The sequence below is a fragment of the Mycobacterium sp. G7A2 genome, assembly GCF_041902445.1.
Lineage (GTDB): Bacteria > Actinomycetota > Actinomycetes > Mycobacteriales > Mycobacteriaceae > Mycobacterium.
This window is the reverse complement of the sequence record NZ_CP169251.1, coordinates 4,350,395-4,366,000: the sequence shown is the minus strand read 5'-3', so window position 1 is coordinate 4,366,000 and position 15,606 is coordinate 4,350,395. Positions and strand designations below refer to the sequence as shown.

The 15,606-nt window shown below is 69.8% G+C and carries 10 protein-coding genes and 1 tRNA gene; 6 read left to right on the top strand and 5 right to left on the bottom strand.

Going from position 1 to position 15,606, the window contains the following annotated elements:
* Positions 1–39 precede the first annotated feature (39 nt).
* Positions 40–849 carry a cyclodehydratase gene (locus ACEWX3_RS20675; RefSeq protein WP_374157538.1) on the bottom strand — a complete coding sequence of 270 codons (810 nt, stop codon included), beginning with the start codon at positions 847–849 and terminating at the stop codon, positions 40–42.
* A gap of 51 nt (positions 850–900) precedes the next feature.
* Positions 901–2,304, bottom strand: coding sequence for a zinc-dependent metalloprotease (locus ACEWX3_RS20670; protein WP_374157537.1), 1,404 nt, complete (start codon positions 2,302–2,304; stop codon positions 901–903).
* A gap of 137 nt (positions 2,305–2,441) precedes the next feature.
* On the opposite strand from ACEWX3_RS20670, the gene ACEWX3_RS20665 reads away from it, so the two are divergent.
* The 6 genes from ACEWX3_RS20665 (at position 2,442) to ACEWX3_RS20640 (ending at position 12,480) form a co-directional block, all read left to right on the top strand.
* Positions 2,442–3,464: a PDZ domain-containing protein gene (locus tag ACEWX3_RS20665; protein ID WP_207067065.1), complete on the top strand. Its 1,023-nt coding sequence runs from the start codon at positions 2,442–2,444 to the stop codon at positions 3,462–3,464.
* A gap of 78 nt (positions 3,465–3,542) precedes the next feature.
* A complete protein-coding gene (locus ACEWX3_RS20660) occupies positions 3,543–6,563 on the top strand; it encodes a UPF0182 family protein (RefSeq protein WP_374157536.1) in 3,021 nt (1,006 codons plus the stop codon).
* 28 nt (positions 6,564–6,591) lie between these two features.
* Positions 6,592–10,068: a BTAD domain-containing putative transcriptional regulator gene (locus tag ACEWX3_RS20655; protein WP_374157535.1), complete on the top strand. Its 3,477-nt coding sequence runs from the start codon at positions 6,592–6,594 to the stop codon at positions 10,066–10,068.
* A 27-nt stretch (positions 10,069–10,095) separates the two neighbouring features.
* Positions 10,096–10,716 (top strand): hypothetical protein, encoded by a 621-nt coding sequence (locus ACEWX3_RS20650; RefSeq protein WP_374157534.1) that lies wholly within the window; start codon positions 10,096–10,098, stop codon positions 10,714–10,716.
* Between the two features lie 159 nt (positions 10,717–10,875).
* Complete coding sequence (locus ACEWX3_RS20645; protein ID WP_374157533.1) at positions 10,876–12,255, top strand: FAD-binding oxidoreductase; 1,380 nt, start codon at positions 10,876–10,878, stop codon at positions 12,253–12,255.
* 151 nt (positions 12,256–12,406) lie between these two features.
* Positions 12,407–12,480, top strand: a tRNA-Met gene (locus ACEWX3_RS20640).
* A gap of 96 nt (positions 12,481–12,576) precedes the next feature.
* On the opposite strand, the gene ACEWX3_RS20635 is transcribed toward ACEWX3_RS20640, so the two are convergent.
* The 3 genes from ACEWX3_RS20635 to ACEWX3_RS20625 are packed head-to-tail and all read right to left on the bottom strand — an operon-like array spanning position 12,577 to position 15,400.
* Positions 12,577–13,011 carry a PPOX class F420-dependent oxidoreductase gene (locus ACEWX3_RS20635; RefSeq protein ID WP_374157532.1) on the bottom strand — a complete coding sequence of 145 codons (435 nt, stop codon included), beginning with the start codon at positions 13,009–13,011 and terminating at the stop codon, positions 12,577–12,579.
* A 41-nt stretch (positions 13,012–13,052) separates the two neighbouring features.
* A complete protein-coding gene (locus ACEWX3_RS20630; protein ID WP_374157531.1) occupies positions 13,053–14,612 on the bottom strand; it encodes an FAD-dependent oxidoreductase in 1,560 nt (519 codons plus the stop codon).
* Positions 14,609–15,400, bottom strand: coding sequence for a carotenoid biosynthesis protein (locus ACEWX3_RS20625; RefSeq protein WP_374157530.1), 792 nt, complete (start codon positions 15,398–15,400; stop codon positions 14,609–14,611). Before ACEWX3_RS20625 ends, ACEWX3_RS20630 begins: the two co-directional genes overlap by 4 nt.
* Positions 15,401–15,606 lie beyond the last annotated feature (206 nt).

Genomic DNA, 15,606 nt, shown 5'->3' with positions numbered 1-15,606 from the left:
TCCGCTGAATTTCCACCAAGCAGTTGGCAACGTGCGATGTCAGCATGAGCACTCCGGGTGGCGCGCCCACCGACGCGCCGCCAGGACACCGGCGTCGACGTCGAATTCCAGCGTGGTGTTCACCGTCGCCGGCGGTGCGCCGGCTGCGGCGTCGACCCGTAGCACGTGGCGGATCTCACGCAGTGCCAACGCCGCCGTCCCCAGGATCGTCGCCCGGTCGGCCGCCCCCACGGTCCGGCACAGCTGGGTCGCGATAGCCGGCCACGCCGGATCGCGAGCGCTACGGTGCAGGTCGGCGCAGCGCAGACAGCTCGTCATCCCCGGGATGACCAGCGGCCCCACCAGCCCGGTGCCGTCGCGCACCCGCACCGGCAGGTGGGCCACGCCGGCGTCGTGCAGTTCTCGCACGACGCGGGGATCGGCCACCAGGTAGTCGGTGAGCACCGCCAGGTCCGCGGTGGTGGTGCAGGCGTGGGTGCGCATGGTGTGGCTGACCCGGGTGCCGGTGCAGCGCAGCGCCGAGATCAGCAAATCGGCCAGGGGTCCGTCGCCGTGCACCCGGACCGCCGTCGAGCGTGGGGCCGGCGTGACCGCGGTGACCAGGCCGGCGCCGACCAGGTGGGCCACCAGCCCGGCCACCACCTCGGCATCCGCACCGCCGCCGAGCGCCAGCAGGTCGGACACCGTGGCGGCGCCTTGCAGCGCGCGAAGCAGGTCAGCGACGGCGGCGGCGGACAGGCCCGGCGGCGGCTGCACGACCACGGCGCGCCGCGGGTCCCAGCCCACCTGCACCGTGCCGTCGGGACGGGACAGGACGGGGGTGGCCGGGTTCAGCGCGTATCGCGTCACTCCTCGACGCTGTCACGCCCGCCCGGTCGCGAACCGGGTTATCCACAGGGGTCAGTGGTCGCGAGGCTCGTCCGGGTTGTCGGGGCCGCCGGCGTCTTTCTGGATGTCGCGCTCCAGGTCCGAGATCGCCTCTTCGAGAGCGCTGTCCATTCCGCTGGTGTCGCCGCCGATCATGCGATCGATGAACCCGGCGGGCTCGTCGAGGTCCGAGGAGTCGGGCAGCAGATCCGGGTGCTGCCACACCCCGTCGCGGGCGTCGGAGCCGACCGCCTCGGTCAGCCGCATCCACAGATCGGCCGCCTCGCGCATCTTGCGCGGCCGCAGCTCCAGTCCGACGAGCGTGGCGAACGTCTGCTCGGCCGGGCCGCCGGTGGCGCGCCGTCGGCGCAGCGTCTCGCTCAGCGCCGACGCCCCGGGAATCCGGTCACCCAGCGCGTCGGCGACCACGGTCTGCACCCAGCCCTCGATCAGAGCCAGCAGGGTCTCCAGCCGCTCGAGTGCCGCGGTCTGCTCGGGAGTGGCCTTGGGCTCGAAGATGCCCTGGTTGAGCAGGTTCTCCATCTCCGACGGATCGGACAGCGAGGCCGGGTTGAATCCGCGCGCGAGCTCCTCGATCCCGCTCATGTCGATCTTGGTGCCCCGCGCGAACGCCTCGACGGCGTTGAGCAGCTGCGTCGACAGCCACGGCACGTGGCTGAACAGGCGGTGGTGGGCGGCTTCGCGCGCCGCCAGGAAGGTGACGATCTCGCTGCGCGGCTGCTCCAGACCGTCGGCCAGCGCCTCGATGGCCTCGGGCATCAAGGCGGCCACCCCCTTGGGTCCCAGCGGCAGCCCGATGTCGGTGGAGGTCAGCACCTCCTTGGACAGCTTGCCCAACGCCTGGCCGAGCTGCGAGCCGAACGCCATGCCGCCCATCTGCGACATCATCGCCATCAGCGGGCCGGCCATCGCCTTGGCCTCCTCCGGCAGCGCCTCGGCCCAGACGGTCGACAGTTGTTCGGCGACCGGGTCGCACAGCCGCTTCCAGGTCTCCAGCGTGTTGTCGATCCAGTCGGTTGGCGTCCACGCCACCGCGCTGGTGGTGCCCGCCGGCAGCGCGGTCGCTCCGTCCAGCCAGGTCTCGGCCAGGCGCACCGCGTCGGTGATCGCCGCGGACGTCTTCTCCGGCACCGGGGCGACGAAGCCGATGGAGCTGGACGCCAGCTGGCGGGCCAGGTCGTAGTTGACCGGGCCCGAGGACTTGCCGGTGGCCATCGCGCTGCCCGCGCCGCTGAACATCTCGCCGAGTTTGGAGAACATCTGACCCAGCTGCGACATGTCGAACTGGCCGCCGCCGAGGCCGAACGGGTCACCGCCGGGCCCGGACCCGGACTCCCGGTCGCGTTTGTCGCGGTCGGGGTCGTCGCCGGACGAGAAGCCAAAAGGCAGGTCAGACATGACTCCAACGGTACTCACCAGGCCCGCCGGGCGCGGGCCCGCGGGTCACGCTCTGAGTGAACCGCCGGGTTCGGGGAGGTCGACGGCGTGATCGCCGCCGGTGCGGGGTGTCACCGAGGCGGGGCCGCACGCGGTGAACCTTTACTGTGGGCGGCGTGAACAGGCGGATTTCGACCCTTGCCGTGGCGCTGGTGCCGATCATGATCTTCGGCGCGCTGCTGTGGCTCGTGACGGTCCCGTACGTCGCGCTGGGGCCCGGCCCGACCTTCAACACCCTCGGCGAGGTCGAGGGCATGGAGGTCGTCGACATCGAGGGGACTGAGGTCCATCCCACCTCGGGGCATCTGAACATGACCACGGTGTCGCAGCGCGATCAGCTCTCGCTGCTGCAGGCGCTGGTGTTCTGGGCGTCCGGACGCGACCAGCTGGTCCCGCGTGACCTCGTCTACCCGCCGAACCGCACCCGGGAAGAGGTCGAAGAAGCCAACACCCGTGACTTCCGCGAGTCCGAGGACAGCGCCGAATATGCCGCGCTGCACTATCTGGACTACCCGATGGCCATCTCCGTCGAGAGCATCGACGAGGAGGGCCCGTCGAAGGGCAAGTTGCAGGCCGGCGATGCCATCGACGCCGTGAACAACACCCCGGTGGCCGACCTGGAGGAATTCCAGGCGCTGATGGCCGACACGAAACCGGGCGAGACGATCGTCGTCGACTACCGCCGCAAGAACGCCCCGGCCGGCACCACCGAGATCACCCTCGGTGAGCACCCCGACGGCGACAAGGGCTTTCTCGGAGTCAACGTGCTCGACGCACCCTGGGCGCCGTTCACGATCGAGTTCAACCTGGCCAACATCGGCGGGCCGTCGGCCGGGCTGATGTTCAGCCTGGCCGTGGTCGACAAACTGACCACCGGGGACATCAACGGCTCGAAGTTCGTCGCCGGCACCGGAACGATCAGCGGTGACGGCGAGGTCGGCGCGATCGGCGGTATCACCCACAAGATCGTCGCCGCCGAAGATGCCGGTGCCACGGTGTTCCTGGTGCCCGCCGACAACTGCGACGAGGCCAAGACCGCCGATGCCGACGGCATCGACCTGCTCAAGGTGGACACGTTGAAGCGCGCGATAGATTCTTTGCGGGAACTTTCCGCTGGTGGCGAACCTCCTCGCTGCTAGCCGACCGCTCGCGCAGGCATGCGTAGAGTTGGGTCCACCTGAACAACTGCTGGGAATGTTCGAGACTGGAGTGATCGAGTGGGTATGCGGCCCGCGGCGAAAATGCCGAAGCTGACCCGACGGAGTCGGATCTGGATCGCGGTCGCAGTGGCCGCGGTGCTGTTGTTGCTCATCGGTCCACGGTTCGTGGACACCTATGTCGACTGGCTGTGGTTCGGCGAACTGGGCTATCGGTCGGTGTGGACCACTCAGGTGGTGACCCGGTTGGTCATCTTCCTCGTCGTCACGGCGCTGATCGGCGGCGTGGTGTTCGCCGCGCTGGCGCTGGCCTACCGCACCCGGCCGGTGTTCGTGCCGACCGCCGGACCCAACGATCCGGTGGCGCGCTACCGCACCGCGGTGATGTCGCGGCTGCGTCTGGTCGGCATCGGGGTGCCGGTCTTCGTCGGCCTGATGGCCGGCTTCGTCGCGCAGAGCTACTGGGACCGGGTGCAGCTGTTCCTGCACGGCGGCAGCTTCGGGGTGACCGACCCGCAGTTCGGCATCGATCTCGGTTTCTACGCGTTCGACCTGCCGTTCTACCGCCTGGTTTTGTCCTACTTGCTGGTCGCGACGTTCCTGGCGTTCATCGCGAACCTGCTGGGCCACTACCTGTTCGGCGGCATCCGGTTGTCGGGCCGCACCGGTGCGGTCAGCAAGGCCGCCCGCATCCAGTTGATCTCATTGGTCGGCACCTTCGTCCTGCTCAAGGCCGTGGCGTACTGGCTGGACCGCTACGAACTGCTCAGCCACACCCGTGGCGGCAAGCCGTTCACCGGTGCCGGCTACACCGACATCAACGCCGTGCTGCCCGCCAAGCTCATCTTGATGGCGATCGCCATCATCTGCGCGATCGCGGTGTTCTCCGCGATCTTCTTGCGCGACTTGCGGATCCCGGCCATCGGCGTGGTGCTGTTGCTGCTGTCGTCGCTGGTGGTCGGTGCCGGGTGGCCGTTGGTGGTCGAGCAGATCAGCGTCCGGCCCAACGCTGCGCAGAAGGAAAGCGAATACATCGGCCGCAGCATCACCGCGACCAGGCAGGCTTACGGGCTGACCGACGAGCACGTCACCTACCGCGACTACCCGGGGGATGCCCCGGCGTCCGCTCAACAGGTGGCCGCCGACCGGGCCACCACGTCGAACATCCGTGTGCTCGACCCCAACATCGTCAGCCCGGCGTTCACCCAGTTCCAGCAGGGGAAGAACTTCTACTACTTCCCCGAGCGCCTGAACATGGACCGCTACCGCGACGAGGACGGCAACCTGCGCGACTACGTGGTGGCCGTGCGTGAACTCAACCCCGACCGCCTCATCGACAACCAGCGCGACTGGATCAACCGGCACACCGTCTACACGCACGGCAACGGCTTCATCGCCTCGCCGGCCAACACGGTGCGTGGCGTGGCCAATGATCCCAACCAGAACGGCGGCTATCCGGAGTTCCTGGCCAGCGTGGTGGGTGCTGACGGCGAAGTGATCTCACCCGGGCCGGCGCCGCTGGCCCAGCCCCGGATCTACTACGGGCCGGTCATCTCCAACACCCCGGCCGACTATGCGATCGTCGGTGAGAACGGTGCGCCGCGCGAGTACGACTACGAGACCAACGTGGCGACCCGCAACTACACCTACACCGGCAGCGGCGGGGTGGACATCGGCAACCTGTTCACCCGGAGCCTGTTCGCCGCGAAGTACGCCGAACGGAACTTCCTGTTCTCCGATGTGATCAACGAGAACAGCAAGATCCTGTTCAAGCGCAACCCGGCCGACCGTGTCAAAGCTGTCGCGCCGTGGCTGACGACCGATACCTCGATGTATCCGGCGATCGTCAACGAGCGGGTCGTGTGGATCCTGGACGGCTACACCACCCTGGACAACTATCCGTACTCGGAGTCGGTGTCGTTGTCGTCGGCCACCACCGACTCCAACGAGGTGGCGCTGAACAGGCTCCAGCTCGACAAGCAGGTGTCCTACATCCGTAACTCGGTCAAGGCGACCGTCGACGCCTACGACGGCACCGTCACGCTCTATGCGCAGGACGAGAGCGACCCGGTGCTGCAGGCCTGGATGAAGGTGTTCCCGGACACGGTGCAGCCCAAGAGCGCGATCACCCCGGAGCTGCAGGACCATCTGCGCTACCCGGAGGACCTGTTCAAGGTGCAGCGCGCGCTGCTGGCCAAGTACCACGTCGACGATCCGGTGACGTTCTTCTCGACCTCGGACTTCTGGGACGTGCCGCTGGACCCGAACCCGACGGCCAGCAGCTATCAGCCGCCGTACTACATCGTCGCCAAGAGCCTGGCCGAGGACAACAACGACGCCTCGTTCCAGCTGACCAGCGCCATGAACCGGTTCCGGCGTGACTTCCTGGCGGCCTACATCAGTGCGAGTTCGGACCCCGAAACCTACGGCAAGCTCACGGTTTTGACGGTTCCGGGTCAGGTCAACGGGCCGAAGCTGGCGTTCAATGCGATCAGCACCGACACCACGGTGTCGCAGGAACTCGGTCTGATCGGCCGTGACGGCCAGAACCGGATCCGATGGGGCAACCTGTTGACCCTGCCGATGGCCGAGGGCGGTCTGCTGTATGTGGCGCCGGTGTATGCCTCACCGGGCAGCAGTGACGTCGCCTCGTCGTATCCGCGCCTGATCCGCGTGGCGATGATGTACAACGACCAGATCGGTTTCGGGCCGACGGTGCGCGACGCGCTGATCGACCTGTTCGGCCCGGGGGCTGACAGGACCGCCACGGGACCGGCACCGACCAACGGGCCGGCCGGCGAGCCCGCCGCGTCGCGCACACCGGGCACCGGTTCGGCACCGGAGGCGCCGCAGAACCAGAGTGCGACTCCGCCGGAGGCGACTCCAGAGGCGCCGCCGCCCGCCGCTGCGGTGCCGAGCGGTCCCACCGAGCTGTCGGCGGCGAAAACCGCTGCGCTGCAGGAGGTCAACTCGGCGCTGGAGGCGGTTCAGGATGCACAGCGCAACGGTGACTTCGCCCAGTACGGGGAGGCGCTGCAACGTCTGAACGACGCGATGGAGGAGTACCAGTCGGCCGACTGAATCAGGCCGCACGCCGGTGCGTTATCGGTTGCTGGGACCACTGGAGGTGGTCCGTGACGGCAGCCCCGTCGACATCGGGCCGCCGAAACAGCGTGCGGTGCTGGCGGTCTTGCTGCTGGCGAACGGCAGGGTGGTGTCGGTCGACCGGTTGATCGACGCGGTGTGGGGTGACGACGTCCCCGCCAGCGCAACCGCCAGTCTGCAGGCGTATGTGTCCAACTTGCGCCGCGCGTTGCGAGCCGGCCCGTCAGAGACGGCACCGGTGGCGTCGCCGGTCGTGCGGCAGCCGCCGGGTTACTACCTCGCCGTCGACCCTCAGGCGGTGGATCTGACGGTGTTCGGTGCGGCGTGTGCGCGTGCCGCGGCGGCGGTCGAGAGCGAGCAGTGGACGGCCGCGCTGGCGGAGTCGGAGGCCGCACTGGCCCTGATGCGCGGGGAGCTGCTCGACGATTTCGCCGGTGCCCCCTGGGTGCGCGACGACGCTGCGCGGGTCGCTGAGATGCGCGCCGAATGTGTTGCCGGTCAGGTGGTTGCGCTGCTGGCGCTCGGCAAGGTCGGGCGGGCGCTGACCGAGGTCTCCCGGCTGCGGGAACTCGACCCGCTGGCCGACCGCGGGGTCCGGTTGCAGATGCTGGCGCTGTACCGGGCCGGTCGGGCTGCCGATGCGCTGGACGCCTACACGCGTCACGCCCGGCTGCTGGACGACGAACTGGGCCTCGAACCCGGCCCTGAGTTGCGTGACCTGCAGACCGCCGTGCTGCGACAGGCACCCGAACTGGCCGGCTGGCCGCGCACACCGGAGTGGACCGGAGCTGTGCGGATCCCCGCTCCGGAACCGGTGACGGTCGCGCCTGCGCCGGTCGCTGCTCCGCGCCGCACCCCGCTGGTCGGACGCTCGCGCGAATTGGCCGCCGCAGCAGATGCTCTCGACCGCGTGTCGGCGGGAGAGACCCGGTGGGTGGTGTTGTCGGGCCCGCCCGGGATCGGCAAGACCCGGCTCGCCGAGGCCGTCGCCGGACTGGTCACCGACGGCGGTGGTGAGGCAGTGTGGGTCAGTTGCCCCGACGAACGAGCGACACCCCCGTGGTGGCCGATGCGCCGCCTCGTGCGCGCGCTGGGTGCCGATCCGGAGGACGTTCTCGAGGTGCCACCGAACGCCGACCCGGACACCGCCAGATTCCTGGTCTACGAACGGGTCCAGGCGCTGCTGGAGAACGCCCCGCGGACACTCGCCGTCTTCGTCGACGACGTGCAGTGGTCGGACACCGCATCGGTCAGTTGCCTGAGTTACATCGCCGGCGCTTTGCGCCGACACCCGGTGCTCATCGTCGTCACGGTGCGCGACGGCGAGCACAGCCCCGAGATCGCGCGTCTTCTCAGCACGGTCGCCCGCGGTGCGGACAACCGCCACATCGAGGTGCCTGCGTTGTCGTCGGCCGATGTCGCCGCGCTGGCCAACGAGATCGCCGAAGAGGCGGTCACGGCGGCGGAGGCCGCTCAGCTGGCCCAGCGCACCGGCGGCAACCCGTTCTTCGTCTCCGAGTACGCCCGGTTGCCGCGGGCCGAACGCACGGGCAGCGAGATCCCCAGGGCGGTGCGGGCAGTGCTCGACCGGCGGCTGGCGGCGCTTGATCCGGCGGTGCTGACGATGCTGCGCACCGCAGCGGTGATCGGCGACACGCTCGACGCCGCGTCGGTACCGATGCTCGCCCACGCCACCCGGCTGGATCTCGACACCCTGGCCGACTACCTCGACGAGGCCGCAGATGAACGCATCATCGTCGCCGTCCAGGATGGTGACGGGTATGCCTTCGCCCACGGCTTGCTGCGCGATCAGTTGCTGGCCGGCATGCCGGCCCTGCGGCGGCAGCGCGTGCACGCCAAGATCGCCGAGGTGTTGGCCGACAGCACCGCGCAGGACGCGCCGACCCGGCGTGCGCAGCATCTGATCGCTGCGCAGCCGCTCGTGGAGCCGGCCGACGTGGTCGCGGCGTGCCGGTTGGCGGCGGAACAGGCCACCGCGCAATGGAGTTCGGACATCGCTGCGCAGTGGTGGCAGGCCGCGCTGGACGCCTACGACCACCTGCCCGCCGCGGCGCGCGACGACGGCGAGCGCGACGCCTTGACCGTCGAACTGCTGGAAGCGCATTCGCGTGCCGGGCGGGGTCAGCTCGTGCTCGACAGCGTGCAGCGCTATCTCGGTGAGGCACTGCGCATGGGGCGGGCCGCGACCGCCGGTCGGGTGGCCAGCGCACTGCTGCGTGCCAGCGGTGGATGGCCGTGGCTGGCGCCGGGCCGCGATCCGGGGGAGTTGCTGTCGTTGCTGGCACGGGCCGCCCCGCTGACCGACGGCGAACCGGTGGCCACCGCACGCTCGCTCTCGGCGCTGGCCGTCGGGCACTGCTATCACCCGGAGGCCTCGACGGCGGCCGTGATGCTCGAACGCGCCGAGCAATTGGCCCGGCGCAGCGGTGATCCGGATGTGCTCGCCGACGTGTTGATGGGACGACTCATCACGTACTCGGGTGTCGCCACGTTCAGCCGCGAGACGCTGGCGTGGGTCGACGAGCTGAACACGCTGCAGCACAGCAGGGCTCGCGAGGACGCGGTGATCGCCGACTCGGTGGCGACGATGGCGGCGATGAATCTGGGCGACGTGGGCAGGGCACGCGCGCATCTGCGCGCCGGGATCATCGGCAGCGAGGAACTGCAGCTGCCGGTGCTGCGCGCTCAGCTGCGCTGGATGGAGGCGGTACTCGCAATGTGGGTGGGCGACTTCGCAGAAGCCGCGCGGCACCATGAGATCGCCGCTCATGTTCACGAGCAGACCGAGCTCTACGAGGCCGGCAGCGGCATGCTCGCCACGGCCTCGCTGCTGCGCGAACGGGGTGGGAGGGTCGAGACGGAACGCCTCGAGGTGCCCGTCGACGAACAGTCCGGCGGTCAGAGCATGGTCGACGTGGTGCGCACCGCGCTGCTCACCGTCACCGGCGGACCCCCCGCGCGCGCGGAAGCCGACGCCACGTTGCGTGCGTACCTGGCCGACACCGACGCCGCTCACATCTGGACCACGCTGGGTCATCTGACGCTTCTGGCGCACCTGGCGGCCGATCACGGGCTGCCCGGGTACGCCGAGCCCCTGCTGAGCCGACTGGCGCCGTTCACCGATCGGATCGCGGTCATCGGCCAGGTGGGGATCGCCGGCCCGGTGGCCTTGGCGACCGCGCGTCTGCACGCACTGCGCGGCGACCGTCCGCGCGCTGTGCAGGATCTGGCTGCCGCCAGATCGATCGCCGAATGCACCGGCGCTGCGCCCACCCTGCTGCGCTGCCGCCTGCTGGACTGTGAGCTCGCGGAGCCGGCCGCCGGCCGTGCCGCGGTCGCGCAGGAACTGGCGGCCGAGGCCGAGGCACTCGGCATGGCCGGAGTGGCTGCCGCTGCGCGGGCCATTGCTCTGACCCCGGCTGGGGAGGACCATGGGAACGGTCCGGCAGCGCCGCCGTGACGCTGCCGCCGACCATGGAGGCAGATGATGCATGCACGCAGTTACACCATTCACGCGCGGTCTTCGGCGCTCGACGCCGGAATCGAGTACATCCACGACACGGTGTGGCCTGCCCTGAGCGGGCTCGATGGCTACGTCGGTCTGTCGCTGCTGGTGGACCGCCTCAGCGGGCGCTGTATCGCGACGACGGCGTGGCGCACCGAAGAGGCGATGAACGCCAGCCGCCGGCCCACCCAGGAGCTGCGCGATCGCGCGGCCCACATCCTCGGCGGCAGTCCCACCGTCGACGAATGGGAGATCGCCGCGCTGCACCGGGAGAACCACTCGGGGCCGGGCGCCTGCGTGCGGGTGACATGGGCGCGCGTCGAACCCGAGCTGGCCGAGCGCGCCATCGACGGCTATCGGCTGGCCACCATCCCCGCCCTGACGGAGCTGGACGGGTTCTGCAGTGCCAGCCTGCTGGTGGACCGGGACTCGGGCTTCGGGGTCGCCTCGGCGGCGTTCGACAGCCCGGAGGCGCTGCGGTCCAGCCGCATCGCGTCGGACGCGATCAAGTTGGCGACTGTCCGTGACACCGGTGCCGAGGTCATCGACGAGTGCGAATTCGACCTGGTGCTGGCACACCTGAGAGTCCCCGAGATGGCCTAGTCGCGAATCCGGCGCGTCAGGGGACCCTCGACGTCGTATTGCGCGCCGAATTCGCAGGTCGAGGGCTTGGAGTGCGCTTGGTTTCGGCGCGCCAAGTGTCTTCCAAGTCGGGTCGGCGATGCTTCTCTCCACACACACCTTGTTGAGGAGAGGACCTCGATGACCGTACCGACCGACCTGAGTCGCGCCGACACGCTGCGCACACTGCGCGAGCAGGTCAACACGCATGTGGCACTGCCAGGTGAACCCGGCTACGAACGGTGCATGCCGTGGAATGTGGCCGCGGCGATCACGCCGGCGGCGGTGGTGCTGGCGACCACGCCCCAGGACGTGGCGGGCACCGTCCGCTTCGCCGCCGAACACGGCTTCACCGTGACGGTGCAGTCCACCGGTCATGGCGCCGTCGGCGTCGGCGACGAGACCATCCTGGTGCAGACGTCGGCGATGAAGCACTGCGAGATCGACGTCCTCAACCGCACCGCCCGGGTGGGTGCGGGGGCGCGGTGGCAGGACGTCATCGCCGCGGCGGCGCCGCACGGTCTCGCGCCGCTGTGTGGTTCGTCGCCGAGCGTGGGCGTGGTCGGTTTCCTGACCGGCTGCGGCATCGGGCCGCTGGTCCGCACGGTGGGTCTGTCGTCGGACCACGTGGTGGCCTTCGATGTGGTGACCGGCTCGGGGCACCTGGTGCGCGCGACCCCGCAGGAGAACGCCGACCTGTTCTGGGGTCTGCGCGGGGGCAAGGCCACCCTCGGCATCGTCACCGCCGTCGAGATCGAGTTGCCCTACATCCCCGAGTTCTACGGCGGAGCCGTGTATTTCGATGGTTCCGACGCCGCCGCGGTGCTGCACGCGTGGCGCAGCTGGAGCGCCGGCCTGCCGGAGACGGTCAACACGTCGATCGCCATCCAGCAGCTGCCGCCGCTGCCCGGGGTGCCCGAGCCACTGGCCGGCAGGATGACCGTGGCCGTGCGCTACACCGCCGTCGGTGATTTCGCCGAGGCCGAGCGTCTGTTGGCGCCGATGCGGACCGTCGCGACGCCGCTGTTGGACAGCGTCGCGGTGTTGCCCTACGCGGCGATCGGTGCGGTGCATGCCGACCCCGTCGACCCGATGCCGGTCATCGAGGACCAGGCGTTGCTCTCGGATCTGCCGGTTGCGGCCGTCGATGCGCTCCTGGCCGTCGCCGGGCCCAGGTCGGGTTCACCGCAGGTGATCGTCGAATTGCGCATGCTGGGTGGGGCATTCGCGCGTCCGGCGGCGCACCGCAGCGCGTTCTGCCATCGCAACGCCGCGTACGCGTTGACGGTGATCGGCGCCCCGATGCCCGACACCGCGACGATGGTGGCCGAGCACGCCGCAGCCGTGGCGGCGGCGGTGGCGCCGTGGTCGACAGGCGGGCAGATGCCCAATTTCGCCCCGTCCTACGACCCGGCCCGTCCGTCGCGGGTCTACAACGACGACACCCGGCACTGGCTGGCCGCGCTGGCCGACCGCTACGACCCGGCCCGGGTGCTGGCCACCGGCCAGGTGGTGCGCTGAGATCTGGCTCACCATCTCGGCGAGCGTGCGGTTCTGGGGCGGGCAGGCAGTCGGAAAACCCGTCGTCAGCGCACGCCGCCGCGGCCGGCGAACCGTTGAGCAGGCGATTTGGAGGGCTGCCGGGCCCACCGGTAACCTAGCGTTCACCCGACGCGGGGTGGAGCAGCTCGGTAGCTCGCTGGGCTCATAACCCAGAGGTCGCAGGTTCGAATCCTGTCCCCGCTACTAGGTGGAACGGCCCCCGGACGCAAGTCCGGGGGCCGTTCTCATTCGCGGACCGCGACCGTGTGGCCGCAGTGTGACCGTGTGGCACAGCCACCGTCAGGAGGCGCCGCGCCCGTCGGGCTGATCGTTGTTCTTCTGCGCACCCCAGCCGTGGATCCGGTCGATCTCGATGAGCGCGCTGACGCGGGGCCGGTCCCGGTCCGGGTACGGCTTGCCCTGATAGTGCTGCGACAGCGCGTCGATGTCTTCGAGACCTTCGTCGTCGTACATGCGCACGACGCGGCCGATGGCGGTGACGTGGGTGTACCAGTCGTCGCCGTCGATCACGGTGAGCGAGACCCGAGGGTCTCGGCGCATGTGGGCCAACCGTTTTCGGGCGACGTCCATGTTGACGAGCAGCTGGTCGTCACGGAGCAGATACCAGGTGGCGGCCGAAACCGGTTGGCCGTCGCGGCGGGTGGTGGCGATGACGGCAGGGTTGGGCCTACCCAGCATCTGTCGTGCGTCGTCGGAGAGCGGTGCTGAAGTCATGGAGTGGGGATGCCCCGACTACGCCTCGTTCACGCCGTCGGCTACCCGCGATCTTTACCCCGGCGCGGTATCTGCGGCACCCCCGCGAGCAGTCCGCGCTGCGGCACGCCGGTGATCGGCTCGGCGGCGGCGCCCAGTTCGGCCAGGACGTCGTTGGCCGCCAGCACACCGGACATCGCCGAGCGCTCCATCAAACCGGCCAGGTAGGGAAGTTCGATGTAGTCACCGGCCAGTCGCAGCCCGCGGGCGTCGGTGCGCACCCCGGGACGGCTGCCCGCCGAGCCGGGCGGGAACGCCGGGGCGGTGGCCTCCAGCCGGTTGTGCGCGTGGGTGACGGTCGCGTCGGCGGTTTCCGGCCACAGAACGGCCAGTTCGGCGCGCATCGCCGCGGCCGCCTCTGCGGCGTCGTCCAAACGGCATGAGTACGAATGCAGTTCGATTATCGATCCGCCCGTGGCGGCGGCCCACCGGATGCTGGGTTCCTCCAGTCGGGAGTACACCGCGATCGAATCGAGGTTGGGTTGCCCGCTGACGGCGCTGAACGGTGCCCGATCGGGTGCGACGTCGCGGTCCAGCCAGATCCGGCTGACCGCGAACGGTGGTGCCACCAGCAGGTTTCGGCACTTCTCGGCCAGCAGCGGGGCCGCCGCAGCGGTCGCCGGGGAGTTGTCGATCACCGAGCGCAGCGCTCCGGGATCCAGCCCCAGGATCACGTGCCGGGACGTGAAGCGCCCGGCCTCGGTGTCGACGTGCCAGTCGGGGCCGTCCGGTTCGACGGCCGTGACAGCGGAGCCCCGATGCACCCGGCCGCCGCGCTGTTCGAGGTAGCGCTGCAGCGGATGCCAGATGGCGGTGGCGTGATCGGTGTCGGGCACGTCGAAGCCGATGCCCTCGGGGTTGCCCAGGAAGTAGTAGTGGAACATCGCCACCAGTTCGGCCGCGGAGAGCTGACCCTGGTTGCAGAAGAACGACCGGGCGAACGCCTCGAACAGCATGGTGCGGGTCCGCTCGGTCATCCCGAGACCGTCGAGAAACGTTGCCGCGTCGATGTTGTCGAGTTCGGCCGTCGTGGTGGCGCGGTCGTAGGCCAACAGGGCGCGGCCCGTGTCGGGGTCTGCTCGGGTCAGCTCGCGCCGGGTCAGGCTCTTCGACCGCAGCGCCAGCGCCAGCAGATTCAGCGGTGGCGCGGCGGGCAGCCCGGACAGGTCCTCGGCCGGCCAGCTCGCCGAGATCACCGGGTAACTGGCTACCGGGGCGAGAAACGACAACTGCGGATCGGCGCGACGCAGAATCGAGCGCCAGGTGTAGTAGTGCCGGAAGAACGCGTGGAAGCCGTGCTCGATGTACTGCTCGGTGCCGTCGTGGAGCCGCTCGGGCCAGGCACCCAGGCGTCCACCCAGATGATCGTTGGCCTCCAGCACGGTGACCGCGACGCCCCGTTCGGCCAGCACGACGGCCGCCGACATGCCGGCGATGCCGCCACCGACGACGATCGCCGTGGCGCCGGGTGCGACATCGGCGGGCAGCAGCGGATCCGGTGTCACCAGCTGTCGGGGCCGCATCCGCAACGGCGCGGCGCGGCTTCTCAGCGCATCGGTCATGGTCGCTCCGGTTCGCGGGCGCGCCGCCGCAGCAGGGCAAGCGTGAACGGGATGGCGATCGCTCCCATCAGGATTCCCCCCATCACCGCGGACCCCGGCAGGCCGAAGAAGACGAAATGCGCCATCACCGAGGAAAAGTACACCCACAGGTACAGCGCGGCCGCCGGACCCGACGGGCCGTCGTGCGACGGCAGCGTCGTGTGCAGGGCGGCCATGATCAGGGTGGTGACCAGCAGCCACCCGAGATAATTGGTCAACGGGATGCCGGGGACGAGGGGCAGTCCGGGGTCGGGGTGCGCCCACGTCCAGTGCCCGGCGTCGACCATCTGCGGGTCCAGGAACACGTCCCAGGCGGTCAGCGCAAGCGCACCGACCGCCACGACCGCTACCGGCCGCCTGGCCAGAGTCCGGGCGACGACCAGCGCCGGCCAGGCCATCATGACCCACGCCAGCGGGATCACCACCGGCACGCCGAGCAGTTGTGGACCCAGCGTTCCGCTGTAGGCGTAGGCGCCGAACGGAAACCCGGTGTGCACACCGACCGCCTCGGCCAGCAGACCACCACCGCCGGCGATCGCGATCAGCAGCGCCGCGCCTCTACCGCCGTGCACACGGGTGACGTCGGCGACGGCGGCGAGGAAGAACAGCACGACGCTGATGGTCGTGACCTCGGTGCGCGGGCCGTCGGGCAGCAGCGGGTAGAGGATCTGGCTCGCGATCGCCGCCGCCACCAGCAACCATGCGGGATGGACCGCGCGCAGCGAGCGGGACGGCACGGCCAGCGCCACCTCTGCTACCTCCGTTCGCGACGAAGCGGTCACCCCAGGTGCGCCGCCGGGTGGTGGCGGACGGGGTGAGCGCTCCGTAGAGTTCTCAGGTGCCCGACGCGCGACGCCCCAAACCGTTCCGGACGCTCGTCCTGGCGGGATCGTCGCTGGCGTGTTTGGGCACGGTCCACCAACTATTCAACCTACGTTACCTGCGGCGTCCGCCT

Coding starts and splice junctions, on each gene's coding strand:
- ACEWX3_RS20650 (WP_374157534.1), top strand. CDS start 10,096: ATGCATGCACGCAGTTACACCATTCACGCGCGGTCTTCGGCGCTCGAC.
- ACEWX3_RS20645 (WP_374157533.1), top strand. CDS start 10,876: ATGACCGTACCGACCGACCTGAGTCGCGCCGACACGCTGCGCACACTG.
- ACEWX3_RS20635 (WP_374157532.1), bottom strand. CDS start 13,011: ATGACTTCAGCACCGCTCTCCGACGACGCACGACAGATGCTGGGTAGG.
- ACEWX3_RS20630 (WP_374157531.1), bottom strand. CDS start 14,612: ATGACCGATGCGCTGAGAAGCCGCGCCGCGCCGTTGCGGATGCGGCCC.